16 protein-coding genes and 1 tRNA gene are annotated in these 20,451 nt (G+C 30.3%); 3 read left to right on the top strand and 14 right to left on the bottom strand.

Annotated elements, in window-relative coordinates; genetic code table 11:
* Nucleotides 1–23 precede the first annotated feature (23 nt).
* From HGB55_RS02740 to HGB55_RS02715, 6 genes are all read right to left on the bottom strand, one after another.
* A complete protein-coding gene (locus HGB55_RS02740) occupies nt 24–1,370 on the bottom strand; it encodes an aspartate aminotransferase family protein (RefSeq protein WP_168814413.1) in 1,347 nt (448 codons plus the stop codon).
* Nucleotides 1,357–2,628, bottom strand: coding sequence for a hypothetical protein (locus HGB55_RS02735; protein ID WP_168814412.1), 1,272 nt, complete (start codon nt 2,626–2,628; stop codon nt 1,357–1,359). The genes HGB55_RS02740 and HGB55_RS02735 overlap by 14 nt, the downstream gene beginning before the upstream one ends.
* On the bottom strand, nt 2,621–4,267 hold the full coding sequence (locus HGB55_RS02730; RefSeq protein ID WP_168814411.1) for an alkaline phosphatase family protein: 1,647 nt from the start codon (nt 4,265–4,267) through the stop codon (nt 2,621–2,623). Before HGB55_RS02730 ends, HGB55_RS02735 begins: the two co-directional genes overlap by 8 nt.
* 23 nt (nt 4,268–4,290) lie before the next feature.
* Nucleotides 4,291–5,748 carry a SusD/RagB family nutrient-binding outer membrane lipoprotein gene (locus HGB55_RS02725; protein ID WP_168814410.1) on the bottom strand — a complete coding sequence of 486 codons (1,458 nt, stop codon included), beginning with the start codon at nt 5,746–5,748 and terminating at the stop codon, nt 4,291–4,293.
* A 55-nt stretch (nt 5,749–5,803) separates the two neighbouring features.
* The gene (locus tag HGB55_RS02720) at nt 5,804–9,145 is read right to left on the bottom strand and encodes a SusC/RagA family TonB-linked outer membrane protein (protein WP_168814409.1); all 3,342 of its coding nucleotides are present in this window, start codon (nt 9,143–9,145) and stop codon (nt 5,804–5,806) included.
* A 573-nt stretch (nt 9,146–9,718) separates the two neighbouring features.
* Nucleotides 9,719–9,800, bottom strand: a tRNA-Leu gene (locus HGB55_RS02715).
* 143 nt (nt 9,801–9,943) lie between these two features.
* Here HGB55_RS02715 and HGB55_RS02710 point away from each other — a divergent pair.
* The 3 genes from HGB55_RS02710 (at nt 9,944) to pth (ending at nt 12,232) form a co-directional block, all read left to right on the top strand.
* Nucleotides 9,944–10,885 (top strand): ribose-phosphate pyrophosphokinase, encoded by a 942-nt coding sequence (locus HGB55_RS02710; protein WP_168814408.1) that lies wholly within the window; start codon nt 9,944–9,946, stop codon nt 10,883–10,885.
* 22 nt (nt 10,886–10,907) lie between these two features.
* Nucleotides 10,908–11,504 (top strand): 50S ribosomal protein L25/general stress protein Ctc, encoded by a 597-nt coding sequence (locus HGB55_RS02705; protein ID WP_168814407.1) that lies wholly within the window; start codon nt 10,908–10,910, stop codon nt 11,502–11,504.
* Between the two features lie 95 nt (nt 11,505–11,599).
* Entirely contained in the window at nt 11,600–12,232 is a 633-nt protein-coding gene (gene pth, locus HGB55_RS02700; protein WP_247649174.1) for an aminoacyl-tRNA hydrolase, read from the top strand.
* An 82-nt stretch (nt 12,233–12,314) separates the two neighbouring features.
* On the opposite strand, the gene HGB55_RS02695 is transcribed toward pth, so the two are convergent.
* The 8 genes from HGB55_RS02695 to HGB55_RS02660 all read right to left on the bottom strand — a co-directional run bounded on the left by HGB55_RS02695 (nt 12,315) and on the right by HGB55_RS02660 (nt 20,380).
* Complete coding sequence (locus HGB55_RS02695) at nt 12,315–12,776, bottom strand: 6-carboxytetrahydropterin synthase (RefSeq protein WP_168814406.1); 462 nt, start codon at nt 12,774–12,776, stop codon at nt 12,315–12,317.
* A gap of 22 nt (nt 12,777–12,798) precedes the next feature.
* Complete coding sequence (locus tag HGB55_RS02690) at nt 12,799–13,005, bottom strand: hypothetical protein (protein ID WP_371807792.1); 207 nt, start codon at nt 13,003–13,005, stop codon at nt 12,799–12,801.
* Nucleotides 13,006–13,217: 212 nt separating this feature from the next.
* The gene (locus HGB55_RS02685; RefSeq protein ID WP_168814405.1) at nt 13,218–13,871 is read right to left on the bottom strand and encodes a dienelactone hydrolase family protein; all 654 of its coding nucleotides are present in this window, start codon (nt 13,869–13,871) and stop codon (nt 13,218–13,220) included.
* A 292-nt stretch (nt 13,872–14,163) separates the two neighbouring features.
* Nucleotides 14,164–14,919, bottom strand: coding sequence for an enoyl-CoA hydratase/isomerase family protein (locus tag HGB55_RS02680; RefSeq protein WP_168814403.1), 756 nt, complete (start codon nt 14,917–14,919; stop codon nt 14,164–14,166).
* Nucleotides 14,920–14,929: 10 nt separating this feature from the next.
* Complete coding sequence (locus HGB55_RS02675; protein WP_168814401.1) at nt 14,930–16,264, bottom strand: MATE family efflux transporter; 1,335 nt, start codon at nt 16,262–16,264, stop codon at nt 14,930–14,932.
* The gene (locus HGB55_RS02670) at nt 16,257–16,766 is read right to left on the bottom strand and encodes a GNAT family N-acetyltransferase (protein WP_168814399.1); all 510 of its coding nucleotides are present in this window, start codon (nt 16,764–16,766) and stop codon (nt 16,257–16,259) included. Before HGB55_RS02670 ends, HGB55_RS02675 begins: the two co-directional genes overlap by 8 nt.
* Nucleotides 16,767–16,782: 16 nt before the next feature.
* The gene (locus HGB55_RS02665) at nt 16,783–17,631 is read right to left on the bottom strand and encodes a S9 family peptidase (RefSeq protein WP_168814397.1); all 849 of its coding nucleotides are present in this window, start codon (nt 17,629–17,631) and stop codon (nt 16,783–16,785) included.
* Nucleotides 17,632–17,641: 10 nt separating this feature from the next.
* The gene (locus HGB55_RS02660; protein ID WP_168814395.1) at nt 17,642–20,380 is read right to left on the bottom strand and encodes a PD-(D/E)XK nuclease family protein; all 2,739 of its coding nucleotides are present in this window, start codon (nt 20,378–20,380) and stop codon (nt 17,642–17,644) included.
* Nucleotides 20,381–20,451: the final 71 nt, after the last annotated feature.

Below are 20,451 nucleotides of genomic sequence, written 5' to 3'. Positions count from 1 at the left end.
CTTATATTTTGATTGAATTCACTTTAGTGAATTATGGATAAACTTTTATCTAAAATAGTTAATGCAATATCTAATTCATCTTTTGAAATAGTTAACGCGGGTGATAATTGTATTACATTTCCTGCTGAAACCTTAAAACTTAGTCCCTTTTTTAAGCATTCATACATCAATTTTTCTGCTTCACTTAAAGCTTTTTCCTTGGTTTTTCTATCTTTTACCAATTCTATACCCCACAATAAACCTATTCCTCTTACACCTCCTATAATTTCATACTTATCTTTAAGTTTTTCCAAAGCATTTTTCACATAAATTTCATCATCCAATACTTTTTTTAATAAGCCTTCATTTTCAATAATTTCAATTGTGGTAAGCCCGGCAATTGCCCCTAACGGACTTTTCTCGTGCGTATAATGTCCTAAAGAAATATCACCAAAATTATTAAATTGATCTCTTGTGATAATTGCAGCTTGAGGAAAAATTCCTCCTCCTAATCCTTTTCCTAAACATAAAATATCTGGTTCAATATCATAATTTTCAAAAGCAAACATTTTACCGGTTCTACCTAATGCAATAGGTATTTCATCCAGAATAAGTAATACGCCATACTTATTGCATAATTCCCTAGCTTCTTTCCAAAAATGTAGAGATGGAATCTGCACATCTGTATTTCTAATAGTTTCTGCTATAAAAGCTCCTATTTCTCCTTCTTTTTTAAAAACATATTCTAAATATTCCAAGCATTTATCTTCATTTCCTTCAAAAATACCTCGATAACTTACAGGTGGAGGAATACGTTCTACACCAGGCATTAAAGGTCCCATATATTCTCTGAAATTTGCTTCGCCACCAACACTAATTGTATCTAACGAAGCTCCGTGAAATGAATCCCAAAAAGAGACTACTTTAAACTTCTTGGTAACGGCTCTTGCAAGTTTTAATGCCATACCAACTGCTGAACTTCCGTTTGGTGTTAATAAAACTTTGTTTAAATCTGATGGTGTTAAAGATGCCAGTTTTTCAGCAAAATTAATGGCGGCTTCATTTGTATATCTACGTGTTGAGAAGGTGAGTTTTTTTAATTGTTCTGTAAGTCTTTCAACTAACAAAGGATTAGAAAATCCTATTTGATGCACATTGTTACCATGAAAATCTAAATATTTTTTACCTTCAATGTTCTCTATAAAAACTCCTTCACAATTTTGTAAAACATCCAAACATGGTGTTGACATAGATTGATGTAAAAAATAACGCGCATCTTTTTCTAATAAGCTAATTGTTTCCTTATCTGTGTGATTTGTGTTCCACAAATCACGTTCTAAAGAGTAATTTATATCTCCTTCAGTAACTTTACTATGTTTATCTTGACTCATAAGGTCCGTATTTAGCCTTTACCTCTCTTTTTTCTGAATTTTCATTCAACACATAAACATCATATTTGTCTCCATTAGCATAAACTCTAACTACAATATGCCCACTTAAGCTTTTATATTTATCCATTAATTCTCCAATTACATCTTTATTTGCTTGTAACATTGCCGTTGAAAAAAGATCTCTTTTCCTAGGATATAATTTTTTAGAAAGTAACCTTCTTAGTACATTATTTCCCGGATGATCCGATGACCAAGTTTGCCCAATCCAAACTCTGGGTCTTATAGTTCTAACATAATAGCTGTTTTGTGAATCTCTGTTACCATGATGATTTAATGTAGCTACATCTACCGGACCAACAACTGGTGCGATATGTGATTCAACTCTGTCAAAATCTGATTCACCAAACTCATTAACTCCACTAATATCCCCTCCTGTAAAATAATCGAACTTACCATAGGTTATTTTTATACAAGTGCTTAATGAATTTTCGCCTGGATATTCTCCTTCTTTAAATAGATTAAAATATTCTTGCTTTTCACCTGTCCAAATTTTACCATTAACCGCAATATTTTGAACTGAAAAATTAGAATATTTTTTAGCTTCATTTTTTAAACTAATTTGATTTTTAGATCCTACTTCTAAAATTTCATGCTTTAAACCATTATGTTGACTATGATATTCAATAAAATTCCAATAGTTTTTTAACGTTGAAATCATTTTATATGTATCATTTTTACTCAAACTTTCTTGAACAAGTGAATTTTTTAAATTTAACGGAAAATCAGAACCGCGATCCAGTAAAGTTTTGATGGGTAACAAATGCCCTACTTCTGTAATACCCGTTAAAGCATAATTCCCTTTATTGAATAATACTCTTGTACTATCTATTTCTCCAAAATGATCATCGTGATAATGAGTCATCAAAGCATAATCTAATTGTAAAGGTTTATTTTTTGGAAAAAATTGAGTAATATAATCTACAATCCATTCTGGTGCTGTTTTAGATCTGTTTGGCAACAAAGGAACATTACGATTGGTCATTGTTCTTGGATGCGTTTCAGAAGTATCCCCTGCATCAACTAAGAGAGTTGTTCCGTCAGGAAAAATATAAAAAGCCGCATCACCTCTTCCGGTGCTTATATGGTGTAACTCCATCACTCCAATTTCCCAAGCAGGATATTCTACCTCTTGGGAAAAAAGAAGTGACTCTGAAATTAAACAAATGTAGAGACTTATTATACTTAAAATTTTAATCATTTCTTTTTAAAATAGTTGTGGATATAATTTGTTTAGAAATGGAATTACTTTTATAATATACATCTAACCAACTGCCACCAGCAGCATTAAACCATATTACTTCTAAAGGATATATTCCTTTTTTTAATTCAATTTTTCCACCCTTTTCTATTACTCCATGATCACCGTCATTATTAACCACTTCTTCACTATTTACCCATAGTTTACTTCCATCATCTGATCGGGTAAAAAAAGTATAGGTATCATTTTCTTTAACCTCAATTTTAGTTTTGAATTTAACCGCTGTATTTTCCTTTATTTCTTCATTTATTTCATCAGAAGTAATTTCAAAACAATTTCCTTTAACGTCAGGTATTTTATTTTCTAAATTTGGGATATTTGTTAAATTTTCAAGATAATAAAGCTCATAAGAAACAGGTGCTAAGTAATTAGCAGGTTTTATACGATAAAAAGCTTCTGCCACTGAACTTCTAATTTTTCCTTCATTAAAAATAGCTGCTTTTACAATTATATTTTTATTAACTTTAATAGTTTCTGTATATTTTTCTGAATCTATTGTAGGCATCGAACCATCTAATGTATAATGGATTTCACCTAAATTATTAGGGTTTTCTATTTTTACAATTGTTTCCTCATTAAACAAACCTCCATTGCGTTTATTTGAGTTTGAGTTTGGAAATATTATTGGTTTTTCCATCATTTCTAAAAGTGGATAGTTATCAGAAACTTCGTAACCTTCAAAAGCAAATTTTACAGGCTTTCCAATACACGCATAAGGCATTTTAATATTTAACGCAAAGGCTACAGTAGCAGCATTGTCGTATTGATATACTGGATATTTAATTTTAAAATCATTTTTTACAGACTTTCCCCAAAGAATGAATGGAATTTCAATTTCTTCTAAGGTTTCGCCACCATGTCCTTTACCAATCCCTCCATGATCTGCACTAATTATTACTAAAGTATTATCTTCAATGCCAGTTTCTTTAATAGCATTGATTATTTCACCTAAAAAATTATCTGCTTTTTCTACAGATTTATAATACTCTTCCGTTCCATGTCCAAATTCATGACCAGCATGGTCAACATGATCAAAATGAATAAATGTAAATGTTGGTTTTTTAGTTTTGATATATTCAATGGCCAAGTTTGCAGTTTCATCCTCGGTTTTGCCATTTACATCATAATCCACAGCTTTTTTTTCAAAAAGTCTTCCAAAACCTTCCCAATGATAAATAGCTCCTATTTCAGCATTTTCAACTTGATTATCAATTAAGCCAAAAATTGTAGGGAACAAGAAATGCTCATCTTCGATAACAGTTGGTAAAATTAAATTATTCCTTTCCCATTGATTAGAAGTAATACCATGCTGTTCCGGCCCCGATCCCATAATCATTGACGCCCAATTTGAACTTGAACTTGTAGGCAAAACAGCTCTAGCATGAAGTGTATAAGCTCCTTCTTTTATAATACTATCAAAATTAGGAGTTTTTGCATTTTTAAGTCCATTCGGACTTAAACCATCAAAACCAATAACTACAACATGTTGAATACCTAATGGTTTTGTTTTTTCTTTTGTATTACAAGACCATAGGGACAAAACCCCTATGGTTACTACTATTAATTTAGTAAATTTCATTTTAAACTATTTTGAATAGATTCTTAATTTTCCCACCACACTTTGGTAGTTATTTCATCCCCACCATTCATACGATTTACTGCTTCATTATAATTATCAGCATTTAAAGATTGCTCCTCGCTAGGATACTCAAATCTACTTGGGTATGTACTATAAAAAGCATCAGGGCCAGGTTTTATTGTGCTTGGAAAACCAGTTCTTTTAAATTCTATAAAACCCTGATAATCGGTATAAAACAATGATATATATTTTTGATTAATAATGGTTTCTAATGCTCCATTGTATATAACACCTGTACGTGAAAGATAATCTGTAGGCATTTCAACGTCCCAATATTCAAAATTAGATTGAATCCCTTTTTCATAAAAAGTTTTAGCATCAGCATTAATCCAACCTCTTTGCGCGGCTTCAGCAAAAATAAAGTCTACCTCAGAAGATAGCATTAATCTGGCATCATTTGCATTTGGTTGTAAATAAAAGTAGTCTATATTAAATTTGGATAAAAATGCGTCTCCACCTTTATATTCGTATGCCGGCCCATCAACAATACCGTTTTGCATACCTTGAATTTCCGGAGTTCCATTTTCTACAGAATTTGCAGTTGGATCTGCTAAAAACTCAAGTCTTGGATCATTAAAACTTTTAAGGATTCCTACAAAATTCTCAGAAATTCTATATTCATTGTAAGATCCTACTCTATAAACAGATTCTTCGGTTACAGGGTGTGCATCAGGATTTGAAGATAAAAACTGAAGTATTACATTATCAATATTAGATTCCATTACTGGATATTGAGAAGGATTTCCGTAAATTTCACTAATAATAGATTGAGCTTTTGACGCATCAACCTTACTTAGTCTCAAAGCTAAACGTAACCTTAATGAATTAGCGAATTTTCTCCATTTAGAAAGATTCCCATCAAATAATAAATCTCCTTTTAAAGTAGCGTTAGTTCCGCTTAAAATATCATTTGCCTCTTTCAATTTATCAATCATATCTGAGTAAATAAACTGTTGTTCATCATAAACCGGAAAATAATTTTCTTCATTTGCTTTAGCTACTTCTGTATAAGGTATATCTCCCCACATATCTGTTAGTATATTAAACATCCACACTTGCATTATTTTAGAAACTGCTTCATAACTTGGTATAGATTCTTCAACAGCAATTTGTTCTAAGGCTTTAGCATCTCTTATACTAATAAAAAAATTATTCCATGCTCCCGATTGATCTCCCCATTCAAATAAGTCAAATTCGGTAAATACAATTCTGGCCCCATATTGCCCCATTAAATTTCCTTCACTCCAAGAGTACGATACAGCCCCTCTGATAGAATTTCTTTGAAATTGAGTTAACAATAACTCTGGGTTGTTACTGATATTTAAAGCTACATCAGGATTATCATTTGAAACATCAAAATCTTCACAAGAAATAAATAAACCTGTAAATATGATGATCGCAGTAAAAATTATTTTTTTCATTTTTTTATGTTTTTAATCTGCATTATTATACTTATTACTAATTGGATTCAAATTGTTAAAATTTTAAATCCAAGGCAAAACCAAAACTTTTTGTGCTTGGTACAGTTGCATTTTCTACTCCTGGCACATATGATCCTCCACCAAAAGAAAGTAGTTCCGGATCTCCATGTTTAAATTCTTTAGCCCATAACCATACGTTAGTTCCAATTAATGACAAAGACATGTTTTGAACTCCCAACTTATTAATTATTTCATCTGGAAATGAATATGTTAACTTAACCTCTCTTAGTTTAATAAATGTGGCATCATAAATTCCTTCAGATACATTTTGTCTTCTATATCTATTATTATGGTATGCATTTGCAGCAACTATAACATCATTTTCTTTATATCCTGTTACATTTCCATCGATGTCTGTAAGTTCAATTACACCATTACCAATTATACCATCGGTTTGTGCTACCCCATTATTATCAGTATATGACAACCCCGAATCACTAATTCCAGGATGAGGACCTCCAAATTCAGGATCTCGCCCCCAAAGTGTTTCAACAACATTACCTGATGTAGCTGCTATAAGACGAGTTCTAGAAAGTAATTCACCTCCTTGTCTCCAATCAAACAAAAAGTTTAAAGCAAAGTTTTTATAACTTATTTTATTGTTCCATCCCAAATTAAAATCTGGGTTAAAATTTCCAAGTTTTCTAAGTGTATTATCTTGTTGAACTAAACCATTATTAAAAATTACTTCTCCATAATAGGGACTATCTTTATCTTCAACTCTTTTTAATCCTGTTCCCCACATATCACCCAAAGAACCTCCTTTTTCAGCAACTAAAGTAATTCCATTTCCTCCATATACGTATTTGTCAACACCCCCTGAAAGTTCCATTACTTCATTTTTATTAAGACCAAAATTAAAAGTTGAATTCCATTTAAAACCATTTTCATTATCTAGAGGAATTACATCTAATAATAACTCTAAACCATAGTTTTTAATTTTACCTGCGTTAATTACCCTTGATGTTTTTCCTGAAGTTACAGGAAGTTCAATATCTAAAATTTGATTTTTTGAAATAGTATTATAATAGGTTAGGTCTAATGAAATTTTATCATTTAAAAACCTTAAATCTGTTCCTACTTCAAAAGAAGTTTGTATTTCCGGTTTTAAATCGTAATTAGGTAGTGAATTAGAAGGGCTTGCTGTTGGATTGCTTCCAACAGGAGTTCCTAACAAATATGAATCAGACAATCTAAACGGGTCTGTATCACTACCTACTTGTGCCCATCCTGCTCTAATTTTAGCAAAGGAAAGTTTCTCTTTATTAACTTCAAATAAATCAGAAAGTATTACACTTAAAGAAGCTGAAGGATAGAAGTATGAATTATTTTTCTCAGGAAGTGTTGAAGACCAATCGTTTCTTGCAGTTAAATCTAAATAAACTTTATTTTTCCAAGCTAGTTGCGTAAAAGCATATAATGAATTTATTTGCTTTTCCGGTCTGCTAGTTCTTTGCACTAAAGCTCCATCTGCATTATTAAAAGAATAAACGCCAGGTAATAACAGTTTATTAGCCATTAATGAATTGAAATGATTTTTTTGAACCATTCTATTTCCTCCAAAATTTGCATTTAGATACCAATCCTCATTAATTTGTTTATCATACGTTAATAAGAAATCTAAATTGGTTTCCTGAAAATTAATTTTATCCTCTCTATATTGGCCGTTAGGAAAACGTTGAGTTGAATAAGCTCTTTTTATAAAACGATATTCAGAGAAAAAATCTCTTCCTCCTCTTACCATAACTTTAAAATTATCAGTTACATCATATGTTGCAGACAAATTTCCAATAATTCTATCTTTAGCAAGACCATTTGTATTTTCATACATTGTAAAATAAGGGTTGTCATGGTAATTATAGTTGTAATTAAATTGTTGAAAACCTTCTAATCCGTTTTGCCAATAATCTTTGAGGCTTTTTACATTAACACTTTGCCCCCACCATATAAAAAGATACATCACAGATTCTGTTCCATATCCATTTACGTGTCTGTTATCAGAATCCGTTCTTATATAATTTACTTTAGAAGATACCTTTAATTTATCTGAAAGGTTGTAATCTCCTGAAAACGAAATGGTATTTCTTTTAATATCTGTATTAGGTAATATTCCTTCATTATCAAGATTTGTATAACTAACACGATAGTTTCCTAATTCATTTCCTCCATAAAAAGAAACATTATTTGTTAAAGTTCTTCCTGTTTGTAAAAAATTTTCAACAGGATCTCCATGATCAACAAAAGGTGTTGGGTTTATTATTCCTCTTCTATTTAAATCAACACCTGATGGACCTAAAATATAATCTAGTCCGTGAACATCACCTCCTCTAAGACCTGTAGAAGTTGGAGAATCAAATTGTGCTCTAAGTGTCCCATCTAATCTAGGTCCCCAAGATTCATCTACACCATCATAAGTTCCATTACCATATCCATCTAAAAATTGAAAATCAAAGTTCTTGCCTTGTCCGTAAACCCTTTGGTATTTAGGTCCTTCAAGCATACTTTCAAAAGTGGTTTTTGAACTAATTGATACACCCAATCCTTTTTGTCCTTTTCCTGATTTAGTAGTAATAACTATAGCTCCATTAGCTGCTCTTGAACCATACAAAGCTGTTGCATTTGCTCCTTTTAATACTGATATAGATTGAATATCATCCGGATTAACTTCAGCTGCTCCGTTTCCATAATCTAAATTCATATTACTAGCTCCTCCTAAAGTATTAGTTCTAGTGTCTGTAGTATTATTAATCGGAATACCATCTACAACAAACAAAGGTTGGTTATCTCCATTCATAGAAGAATACCCTCTTATTACTACAGATGAAGATTGCCCTGGACCTGTACCATTGGTAACAACCTGTACACCTGCTGTTCTACCGGATAATGTACTTACCATGTTGGTACTTGTTGATTGAGAGACCTCTTCTCCATCAACTTTTTGAAGTGAGTACCCAAGAGATTTTTCATCTCGAGTAATGTTAAGAGCTGTTACCACAACTTCATTTAAAAGCTGTGATGAAGTTTCAAGTTTTATAACCCCTAAATCTAATTCTTGATCAGCAATTAATTTTACTGGAATCATCTTATCCGTATAACCCATAAAAGTTATAAGTAATTGGTAGTTTCCTGGTTCAATACCTGAAATTTTAAAATTTCCATCAAAATCAGAAGTTACTCCTTTTTCAGTACCTCTAATAAATATAGTTGCCCCAGGTAATGGAGTTTCTGTTTCTCCTTCATAAATAACACCCTTTATACTAGCAGGTGTGTTTTGAGCGATAACATTTGAAACTAAAAATAATAGTAACAAAATAATGAAGTTGGTTAGTTTTTTCATTTTTTAAATAATTAATTTTTTTACAATTATTAAAATTTAGTAAGCTAAAATCATTAATTATTTACTAATAGTAAACTTTTTTATATTATCATATAATTATTATATTCTTTAGAAAGGGTTAGAGAATTGTTATTAAAGTTTATTTTTGGCTAAATAATTTAACACTTTTTTATTATTTAAAATCAACTTTATAACATGATTTGGTTTTGGATAAAAATTCTAGATCAATTGATTTTTTAGTTTTAAGTGTCTCGTTTTTCAACATTATTATTTGTTTACTTTAAAATATATATCCTAATTATTTCACAAAAAGAATATTATTATACTGAGAAGAATAATATTTTTAAATTAACACTATTAAATATAAAACTTCAATCAAATTGTTTTAAATTCAACTAATTTATTATTGTAGTTATAGATAAATGAAATAAAATCGAAGAAATTGATCCTATTTACAATAAAAAAGCTCAAAATTAAGATATAAAAAAGGAAAGCAATAAAAGCTAATTTTTTAAATTTTTACTAATTCACAGTGTTTAACTTTCTTTTGTTTTCCTTTTTTATCTAAAACTGTACCTCGAGTGGGAATCGAACCCACACTCCCGAAAGAACTGGATTTTGAATCCAGCGCGTCTACCAATTCCGCCATCGAGGCTTTTTTAAGTATTGGACTGCAAATTTATAAATATTTTTAATCTAAAACATAAAAACTTTAGTTTGTTATTCAATTACTCTTTAAATAATTTTAAATTTGCACACAACAAAACAACAACACATAATAATAACACAGCTAAAAAAATGGGAAACTATCAACTTGAGCCAAAACTTTTTGCTTGTACCCAAAGCATATCGTTAGCCGAAGAAATTGCCAAACACTATGGCGTAAAGCTTGGTAATGTTAAAATTTCAAGATTTAGCGATGGTGAATTTCAACCTGCATTTGTAGAATCGGTTAGAGGTCGTCGTATTTTTATTATCGGCTCCACGTTTCCAAATTCCGACAATTTAATGGAAATGCTCTTAATGTTAGATGCAGCCAAAAGAGCATCGGCACGTCACATAACGGCTGTTATGCCATATTTTGGATGGGCTCGTCAAGATCGTAAAGATCAGCCACGTGTTGCTATTGGAGCAAAATTGGTGGCAAATTTATTGCAAACGGCAGGTGCTACCCGAATTATGACTATGGATTTACATGCCGATCAAATTCAAGGTTTTTTTGAAAAACCTGTAGATCATTTATATGCTTCAACCATATTTTTACCTTACATAAGGCAACTGAACTTAAAAAACATAACCATTGCTTCACCAGATATGGGAGGTTCTAAACGCGCTTATGCCTATTCAAAATATTTAGAAAGCGAAGTTGTTATTTGCTACAAACAACGTTTAAAAGCAAATGTAATTGACACAATAGAGCTTATTGGAGAAGTAAAAGATAAAAACGTAATATTGGTTGATGATATGATTGATACCGGAGGAACACTTACCAAGGCTGCCGATTTAATGATGGAAAAAGGCGCTATAAGTGTTAGAGCCGTGTGTACGCATCCTATTTTATCGGGTGATGCATACGATAAAATTGAAAAATCTAAACTACAAGAATTAATAGTTTCTGATACAATTCCTTTAAAAAGAGCTAGTTCTAAAATAAAAGTTGTATCTTGCGCCGCCTTATTTGCTGATGTAATGCATAAAGTTCAAGACAATACATCAATAAGTGGGCAATTTTTAATGTAAATAATTAATAAACAATAGATAAATGAAATCGATTACAATCAAAGGATCTAAAAGAGAAAGCGTAGGCAAAGTTTCAACTAAAGCCTTACGTAATGCTGAAAAGGTACCTTGCGTATTATACGGAGGAGACAAACCACTACATTTTTCAGCTGATGAAATTTCATTCAAAAAATTAGTGTATACTCCTAACGTTTATACTGCTAAGATTGAATTAGAAGGTGTTACTTACAATGCTATTTTACAAGACATCCAATTTCATCCGGTAACTGATAAAATTCAACACGTAGATTTTTATCAATTATTTGACGATAAATTGGTAACTATGAATATTCCAGTAAAATTAGTTGGTACTTCTCCCGGTGTTTTAAACGGTGGTTCTTTACGCTTTGCAATGCGTAAATTAAGTGTAAGAGCTTTACCTGCTGATTTACCGGACTTTATTAACGCCGACATATCAAAATTAAAAATTGGCAGTAAATTATATGTTACTGAATTAGCTAACGATAAATTTAGCATTTTACACCCGGATAACACAGTTGTTGCTCAAGTTAGAACTTCTCGTAATGTTGTTGCAGGTGCAGAAGAATCTGAAGAAGAAACTGAAGAAACTGCTGAATAAAATATACTTGTATTTTAAAATTCTAAAAAGCGTTGCAAATTGTAACGCTTTTTTATTTTAACTAAACCTTTTTTCTTTTTTACTATTTTTGCTCTATGCAAATAAAAAAATTACTTAAATTAATATTTGGCTCTAAAAAAGAAGAAGTAACAACAGATTATATGAAAAAATTCTTAATTGTTGGCTTAGGAAATATTGGCGAAAAATATGTTGATACAAGACACAACATTGGTTTTAAAATTTTAGATGAAATTGCCTCAAAAGAAGAAATAACTTTTGAAAATGAAAAACTAGGTGCCATAGCCAAATTCAGATTTAAAGGGAGAACTTTTATTTTACTAAAACCTTCTACTTATATGAATTTAAGTGGAAAAGCTGTTAACTATTGGCTTACGAAAGAAAAAATTCCGCTCGAAAATTTATTGGTAATTTGTGACGATCTAAATTTGGATTTTGGAAGTATTAGAGTAAAAGCTAAAGGAAGTGATGGTGGCCACAATGGCTTAAAAGACATCAACGCTGTTTTACAAACACAACAATATGCCCGATTTAGATTTGGTGTAGGTTCTGAGTTTTCAAAAGGCAAACAAGTTGATTATGTTTTGGGAAAATGGAATGATGACGAACTTAAATTATTACCGGAACGTATGGATAAATCAGCCCAAGTTATAAAATCGTTTGGTACCGCAGGTTTAAATTTAACCATGAATACTTTTAACGGAAAATAAAGCTCTTCTAAATCTTCCTAAGTGAAAGACTTCTATAATGAAATAAAACAAAGGCAACAAGTTTCCTTTCCTTTGAGAAGGACTAAGGATGAGGAGCATTATCACTCGCATACCATTCGGCATGCGACGTGCCGGTTTCCTGTAATTTTAAAGAATGAAGTTGAATAGTGGTGGGTAATTTATTTTTAATTTTTTGAGCAAAATCTACCAACATCATTTCACTTGTAGGCTGATAGTCTACTAAAATTACGTTATGCCCTCTTATTTCAAGCTCTTTAGCCAATTCTAAATGTGGTGTATTTTTATTAAAAACTGTAGCATGATCAAATACATCAACAATTTCAGAAGCAACAATTTTTTTTAAATCACCAAAATCTATCACCATTCCGTATTTAACATTCGTTTTATCACTTATTGGCTCACCTATAACGGTAACTGAAAGTTTGTAGCTATGTCCATGAACGTTTTTACATTTTCCGTCGTACCCATACAATGCGTGTCCGGTTTCAAAATAAAATTGTTTGGTAATTCTAATATTGCTCATTTTTCACTTTAATTTAATCATATTAATCGTCTAGATCTTTCCTGTTTTTAGCTCTATTGTAAATAATATATGCCAATATTACCAACAAAACAAAAGGTAAATACGTGCCAATTACAACACCAATTTCATAACTTTTATCAGGGGCATTTTTTATTTTTTCTTCAATATTTACTTGTTGTACAAGTAACAGCAAACCACTAAACATGTTTAATATATCTCTTAAAATCAAGAAATCTATTTTGAATAGATTTCTTGATTTTATTTTTGGCTAAAGTAGTCTTTTTTATAGTTTGTTTCAAACCATATCTTTCTACTGAAGGTAACTTTTAACATATCTTTTGATTGAAATAAGTATTGCAAACACATTTTAATTATTTCAGCAAAATTAGAAGCAACTTCCAAATAGTTAAGTAACTAAAGCATTATTTCTTTTTTCCTTTTTTATAGATGTAAATATTTATCGAACCAATTTACCGTATGCTCGGTAACATCTTCCATTTTTCCTGATTCTTCAAATAGATGAGATGCACCTCCAATGATGCTTAATTCGTGAATACAATTCATTTCTGAGAGTATCTTTTTATTTGATTCTACTATATCTTCTTCATCATTACTTCCCACTAAGAAAAGCGTAGGTGTTTTTATATCTTTCAAAACATCCATTACAAGATCCGGTCTGCCACCTCTTGATACCACTGCTTTTACCTTATCTCCTAATTTACTAACAGCCTTTAAAGCCGAAGCGGCACCATAAGAGCTAGAGCCAAAATATGCAATAGGCAGATGTTTTGTTTCATGGTAAGATCTAACCCATTCAGTAACTTTTAAAAGTCGTTTAGTAAGAAGTTCAAGATTTACCCTGTTTTGCTGAATTTCAGCTTCTAACGGAGTTAATAAATCAAATAACAAACTGGAAAAACCATGTTCAACTAACAATTCGGCTACGTAATTATTTCTAACACTTAGTCGATTGCTTCCTTTCCCGTGTGAAAATAGCACAATTCCTTTGCTATCATCAACTAATTTTAAACGTCCTTTCAAACTAATATCGCCTAAAGGAACTTCTATTTTTCGGTAGGTTACTTTTGCAATCATAACTTTATTATTTTAGAATTTTTTGTTATTATGTTCAGTTTACATCGGTATAATGCCTTTGGGAAGAATTATGTTTTTTTAAATAAAAAAACAGGTTCTGTATTTTCACGTTAATTTACGAATTAATAAGGTAAATACCACGATATTTAACTTATTTTTTATTTAAGTGTATACAAAACAAATCCACATTCTTAAATCAATAAATTATGTAGGCAATTGTTTTTTGAAATAAAATTTTAATGTTGCTGAAAAGTGTTGATTTACATTTTCTAAATCAACTAATAAAAAGAGATTATTTTTTAAATTTTTGCAATGCGTTTTTAGTAAATTCTGATAAAACCAGCTTTCCGCTAATTTCCGCTCTGTTTTCCAACAACTCGTCCCAATTTTCAGTACTCTCCCAAAAAACATTTTTCATTTCACTTAATGCCTCAGGATTGTATTTAGAGAGTTTTAAAGCCAAATTATCAACTTCGGTATCCATTTCCTTAATTGTCTCAAAAACTTTCGCATACAAGCCTTTCTCTTTTGCCCAATAAGCACTTTGCCAACTTGTGGCATCTAAGGTTAATTCTGATAAGCCGGACAAGCCAATTTTACGTTCAACTGCAGGTCCAATTACAAACGGACCAATACCTATGGTAAACTCTGATAATTTGACAGAAGATTGCTCGGTAGCAAAACAGTAATCGCAGGCTGCAGCCAAACCAACGCCTCCGCCAACGGCTTTGCCTTGTACACGCCCGATGATTAATTTTGAGCATTTTCGCATCGCATTAATTACATTGGCAAAACCTGAAAAAAATCGTTTTCCTTCTTCAAAATTAGAAATTGTAACTAATTCATTAAATGAAGCTCCTGCACAAAATGTAGTATCCCCTTCGCTTTTTAAAATAATTACATAAACATCTTTATTAATGCTTAGCTCATTAAAAACCTTGGTTAATCTTTCTAACAATTCCCCGGGAAAAGAATTACTTGCAGGATGAGAAAACTCAACTGTTGCTATATTGTTTTGAATGTGTGTGTATAAACTTCCGTTGCTCATAATTTCAAAGTTACGCGTTTTTAAACAAATATTTTCTCCTAAATTTAATTACTAAAATACCTCCTCTTAAAAGCATCCAAACTGTAAAAGCAATCCAAACACCATAGAGTTTCAAATTAAAATAATCTCCTATTAAAAGTGCCGGTGTAAACCCTAAAAATGTTGCAATTAATAGTAAATTCCGAAGTGTTACAGCTTCAGCCAGTCCTTTAAAAATACCATCAAAAACAAATGCTACAGCATTTAAAGGTTGCATTACAAGTACAATCCAAAAAATACTGTAAAACGATTGCAGTACCAACGCATCTTGAGAAAACATTCGCCCTATTGGAAAATAAAACATTACACAAAAAAGCGATAATAAAACTGCTATTACAACGGAATAGCGACTTAGTTTTACGCTTAATTTCCATAGTTTTTCATAATTTTCTTCACCCAATAACTTCCCCGAAACTATATTGCCAACACTGGCATACCCATCAATAAAAAAAGCAAAAAACAACCAAATTTGGAAAGCAATTGTTTGAGCAGCAATGTAATTGTTACCATATTTTGTAGCAAAAGAATTTGCCAAATATAATGCCACATTTAAGGCAGATGCCCTAATTATTAAATTTAAACTTATAGAAAGTAAATTTTTAATTTCTTTATTAAAAGGTAACACAAATTTTAAGTTGAAAGGCGTTTTTTTAAGCAACAAAACCAAAGAAAGCATTGCCATTACTCCCTGAGCTATAACACTTGCCCAAGCAGCTCCTTTTACATTCATGGGGTTTAATAAACCATCAATTCCGTATACCAAAACAAAATCCAAAACAATGTTTAAAACCATTCCTACAATGCTTATTACCATAGGCCAAAAAGTATTTTGCAAACCTCTAAAAACTCCAAATACTGAAAATACGAAAAGAGTTAGAGGAAATCCAAGAGCCCTAATTTTATAATATTCTACAGCATAATTTAAAATTAAACCTTGTGCATTGTACAACATAAAAATTTGCTGTACAAAAAAGAGTGTTACAATATAAATTAGAGTACTTAACAAAAAGTTTATGGCTATAATTTGTGCCGGTAAGGTTTCAATCTCATTTAATTTTTTTGCTCCTAAATACTTGGATATTGTTGCAGAAATTGCTGAACGTGTTTGTGCCAATATCCACACCAAAGCCGAAATAAATGAGCCTGCTATACCAACTGCAGCCAATGCTTCTGTTGGATTTACTTGAATATTACCAACAATGGCAGTATCTGTTATAGACAATAAAGGCTCGGCAATACCTGAAATAATAGCGGGAATTGCCAACTTATTAATTCCTTTAAAAGTTATATTGGATTCTTTATACATCTAAAACTTTTTCATAACAATAAAATGGGTATTCGCTTTGTTTGGAAAAATAAATATTCTCGAGTCTTTTATAGTTACGCTTCTCATAAAATTTTTGATTTCTTTTATTTTGGCTGAAGGTATCTAACCTAATTGAACTGTAATTGTTTTGTTCAGCATAATTTTCGGCAAAATCCATTAGTTTTTGCGCATACCCTTTTCCTTGAAATTTTGGATGCACAGCTAACCTATGAATGTATAAATTTTTACTGTTTTTTGTGAGCCATTTTACGTTTTTATACTCTTTGTCTTCAATTTCAGTAAGTACAATTATTCCAAAAATAGTAGTTTCATCTCTTAATTTCCAAATTTGATGTAAATCAATATCGTTTTGCAAAACTTCAATAGAAGGATAATGCTCATTCCACTGAAAAATACCTTTTTCAGTTAAATCTAACGCACAACTCTTTGTGATTTCAAATAATTGCACTAAATCATTGTTTGAAGCTTTTTCAATTTTCATTTACCTTAAACAGCTTTTACTTTTTATGAATAAAATCTATAGTTAATTTAACAACTTTTTCTAAATGAAAAGGCATTTTTGATTCTTTCCAAGGCTGCACACATCCTAAAGCATGATTCATTTCTTCAATACAAATCAATTCACTTTTCGGATTCCACGAATGTAAATTTTCAGCTTCAACCGGAGGTACAACATCATCTATTTCACCATAAATAATTAAATGAGGAATTGTTAGTTTTTGAACTGCATTTTTAATAGTTAAACGCTCTTCATTTTCTTTAAAATTTTCGTAGAATTTATACAAATGTGGCATTTTTTGGTTGGTTCGTGCATTTAAAATGTAGCCAATTTTATTAGCTTTCCAGTATTCCAATTCTTTGCCTTTTGGAAATCTTGAACCAAAATCGGAAATACCGTTCCACGTAATTACTCTCGATATTTTATTGTTTTCTGATGCTTTTATAACCACCGTACCACCTCCGCGAGAATGGCCAATTAAAGTGATATTAGTTGGGTCAATTTCATCTTTAAAATCTTGATTCTCCACTACATAATTAATAACATCTTCCAAATCGTTTAACTCAATTATAAAATTATTTTCTCCAAAAGCCTCTAAATCAGGAAAATCAATCGGGTTTTCAATAGTTCCACCATTATGAGAAAAATTAAACTTTACAAAAAATAATTTGTTGTTTGTAAATTCATTTACAACTAAATTCCACGCACCCCAATCTTTATAACCTTTATATCCATGACAAAATATAACAATTGGCTTTTTTATTTTATCATCGTTATAAAAAATATCGGTTAAAATTGGTTTGTTGTGATGAGAACTTTGTACTGTTAAATTGCGTAGATCTTTCATGCTTTTAATTTTAAAATGGTAAATCTTTATTTGGAATAAAAGGTATTTCAGGATTTAAGATTTCTTTTATTATTGTGTTTAATTCGACAGAAAACTCTTCAATTTTTTCTAAAGAAATTAAGCTTTCGGAAACTCCTCTTTTATCGGAAAAATTCATTTTTAAAAAACCACTGTTTAAACTTTTAAAGGAAATGATTCCTGCTTCAATAGGATTTATAATTTGAGTTGATTTTTCTTTTGAATACATTAAAGAATACATCATTACCTGTAGCGCCTTTGTGTATTTATAATCGGTTGAAATTACACTAAAATCCGGTATTTTTAATTGACTTGCTTCTACTTTTCCGGTTTTATAATCAATAATTCTAGTAATTCCATCCAACTCATCAACTCTATCAACAATTCCTTTTAATTTTATAGGAAAATCAATTCCGTCTATAATTATTTCAGTTTCTAGTTTTTCTTCTAAAGCAAGTATTTTTAGTTGTTTATTTTGTTTTAACAACTGTAATTCCTGCTTTAAAAATTTATGTATGTAGGTTTTAGAAACTTCAAAAATAAGTTTATTCTTACCCGTTAAAATATTACCTTTTACATAATGTTTATCAAAATATTTATTGAGTAATTCATCTATTTTCCCTCTCATTTCAACAATATTTTCTTCTTTTAAAAACTTATTTAAAAAAGGAAAATAAAGCTCTTCTAAAACATCGTGAATAACCGAGCCCATTGTATTTGCTTCTATTGTTTCTTCAACCTCGCTGTCTTCGCTAATATCTAGTACTTTTTGCTCGTAAAAACTCATTGGGTTGTATATGTATGTTGCCAAAGCTGAAGGCGAAATGCCTTTTTCAAAAACTTCTTTTAATTTAATTAATACTTCCGGTGTTTTTTTAATAGTATTTTCAGGTAGTTCTAATGGTTGAACTTTAGGACTTACAGCTGTTTTAATTAAGTTAAGGTTTTCAATTTCAAGCTGAGTGATAAAACGGCTTTTTTCACCCGCTCCATAACCATCTGTTTCCGTATTATACACTAAATAAACATTTTTTGCTCTTTGTAACAACCTCTGAAAATGGTATGAGAAAATAGCATCTTTTTCTTGATAAGTTGGTAAATTAAAATGCTTTTTAATATCAAAAGGAAGGAATGAATTTTCACTTTTACCGCCGGGTAAAACTCCTTCATTAACTGAGGTAATTATAACTGTATCAAAATCCAAAGCTCTTGTTTCCAACATTCCCATAAGTTGAAGTCCTTGTAAAGGTTCCCCTTGAAAAGATAGTTTTTCATTACTTAAAAGTTGATTGAAAAATAAATACAAGGTTTTTAAATTGTCAATATGATTGTATTCTGTATTAAGGCTTTGTAATTGTTTAAACGTATTATAAAACCTGTACAAATATTCTTTTTCAATACCCGTAACAACATCTTTTAATTGATTTATAAACTTAATACAACTATTTATTACATTGTTTATGTTTGAAGAAATGTAAAATAATGAAAAAACAATATTCGTTTTTTCTATTTCAGAAAGATTTTTTTGAAGTGACGCCACCGATAAAAATATACTGTTTTCACTTTTAATTTTACGTATTGTTTTTTGAAGTAAATCACTCTCAAATTTATTTAAAAAAGGATCATTTAAAAGGTTTAGAACATCTTTATAATAAAATTCACCTTCAGATACCTTATTGAATTTTTCTTGATTTAAATGAAGTTTAAAAAACTTTTCGAATAAACTTGCTATCGGAATATCTTTTAAAGGATATCCCATAGTAATATTTATATTTTTAACATTGTTTGGAAGAGAATTTAACGCTAGTGTAAGTAAACTTTCATCTGCTAAAACCAATGCTGTTTTAGAGAAGTCTGTAAAGTTTGACAACAACTCTCCTACATATTTTATTTGAGTTATATTTTTGGGTACAGAAATTATGTGGATGTTTTTTTTGAAAGCAGTAAAATCTTCAATCCACAAAAAAGGATTGTTTTTATAATAACTCCATTCGTTTTTGTACTTTCTTAAAAAAACTCCTGCTCCATTAGTACTTTTTAACATTGCCTCATTAGCATCCCAATAAATTGATGCCATATTTGCCAACAACAACTCTTGAATTATTAATTCTTCGGCATTGTTTAAAGCATTAAAACCTATAAAAACAGTATGCTCTTTTGAATGCGAATTAATATAAAACTCTAAATTGTCTTTGGCTTCTCTGTAAATTAAACCTTGATAACCAACTTTATTATCTTTAAGTTTTTTATAAAGTTCAGTATATAATTCATCTAAATATTCAAAAAATTGTAAATAATCTATTGCCAGTTTTGTTGGTTTTTTATTTTGAAACCAATTGTTTAACTTTTTAATATCCTTTAGGTTAGAAAAAAACACCTCAGTATCTATCAAATAACTGTCAATTTCATTAAAATCTTGCAAAGCAATGGTAGCCCATTGTGAAAATGAGTCAAAACTGTCTATATTTTCTTCTTTGATTTTTTGTTTATATATGCTATAAAACTCGAAAAGCAACTGAGTATTGTCAATTAAACTGATATCAGCTAACTCCTGTATATAGTTTTCAATACTAATAATTTTAGGCAAAAATGAAGTTTTAGGTATGCTATTTATTAGTTCTTCTTTTAAAAAAACACATGCCCTTTGACTTGGAAGTACACATATTAAGTTATTATAATTTTTGTTTTTGTTTAAAACATCCTCAACAACATTAGAAATAAATGATTTCATATAGCCTTTTTATATTTTATAAAAATAAAAAAGCCATCTCAAAAGAAATGACTTTATTACTATTTTTTTAA

Source organism: Lutibacter sp. B1 (assembly GCF_012524075.1).
Classification (GTDB): domain Bacteria; phylum Bacteroidota; class Bacteroidia; order Flavobacteriales; family Flavobacteriaceae; genus Lutibacter.
The sequence above is the reverse complement of the archived record's forward strand: the minus strand, read 5'-3'. Positions and strand labels throughout refer to the sequence as shown.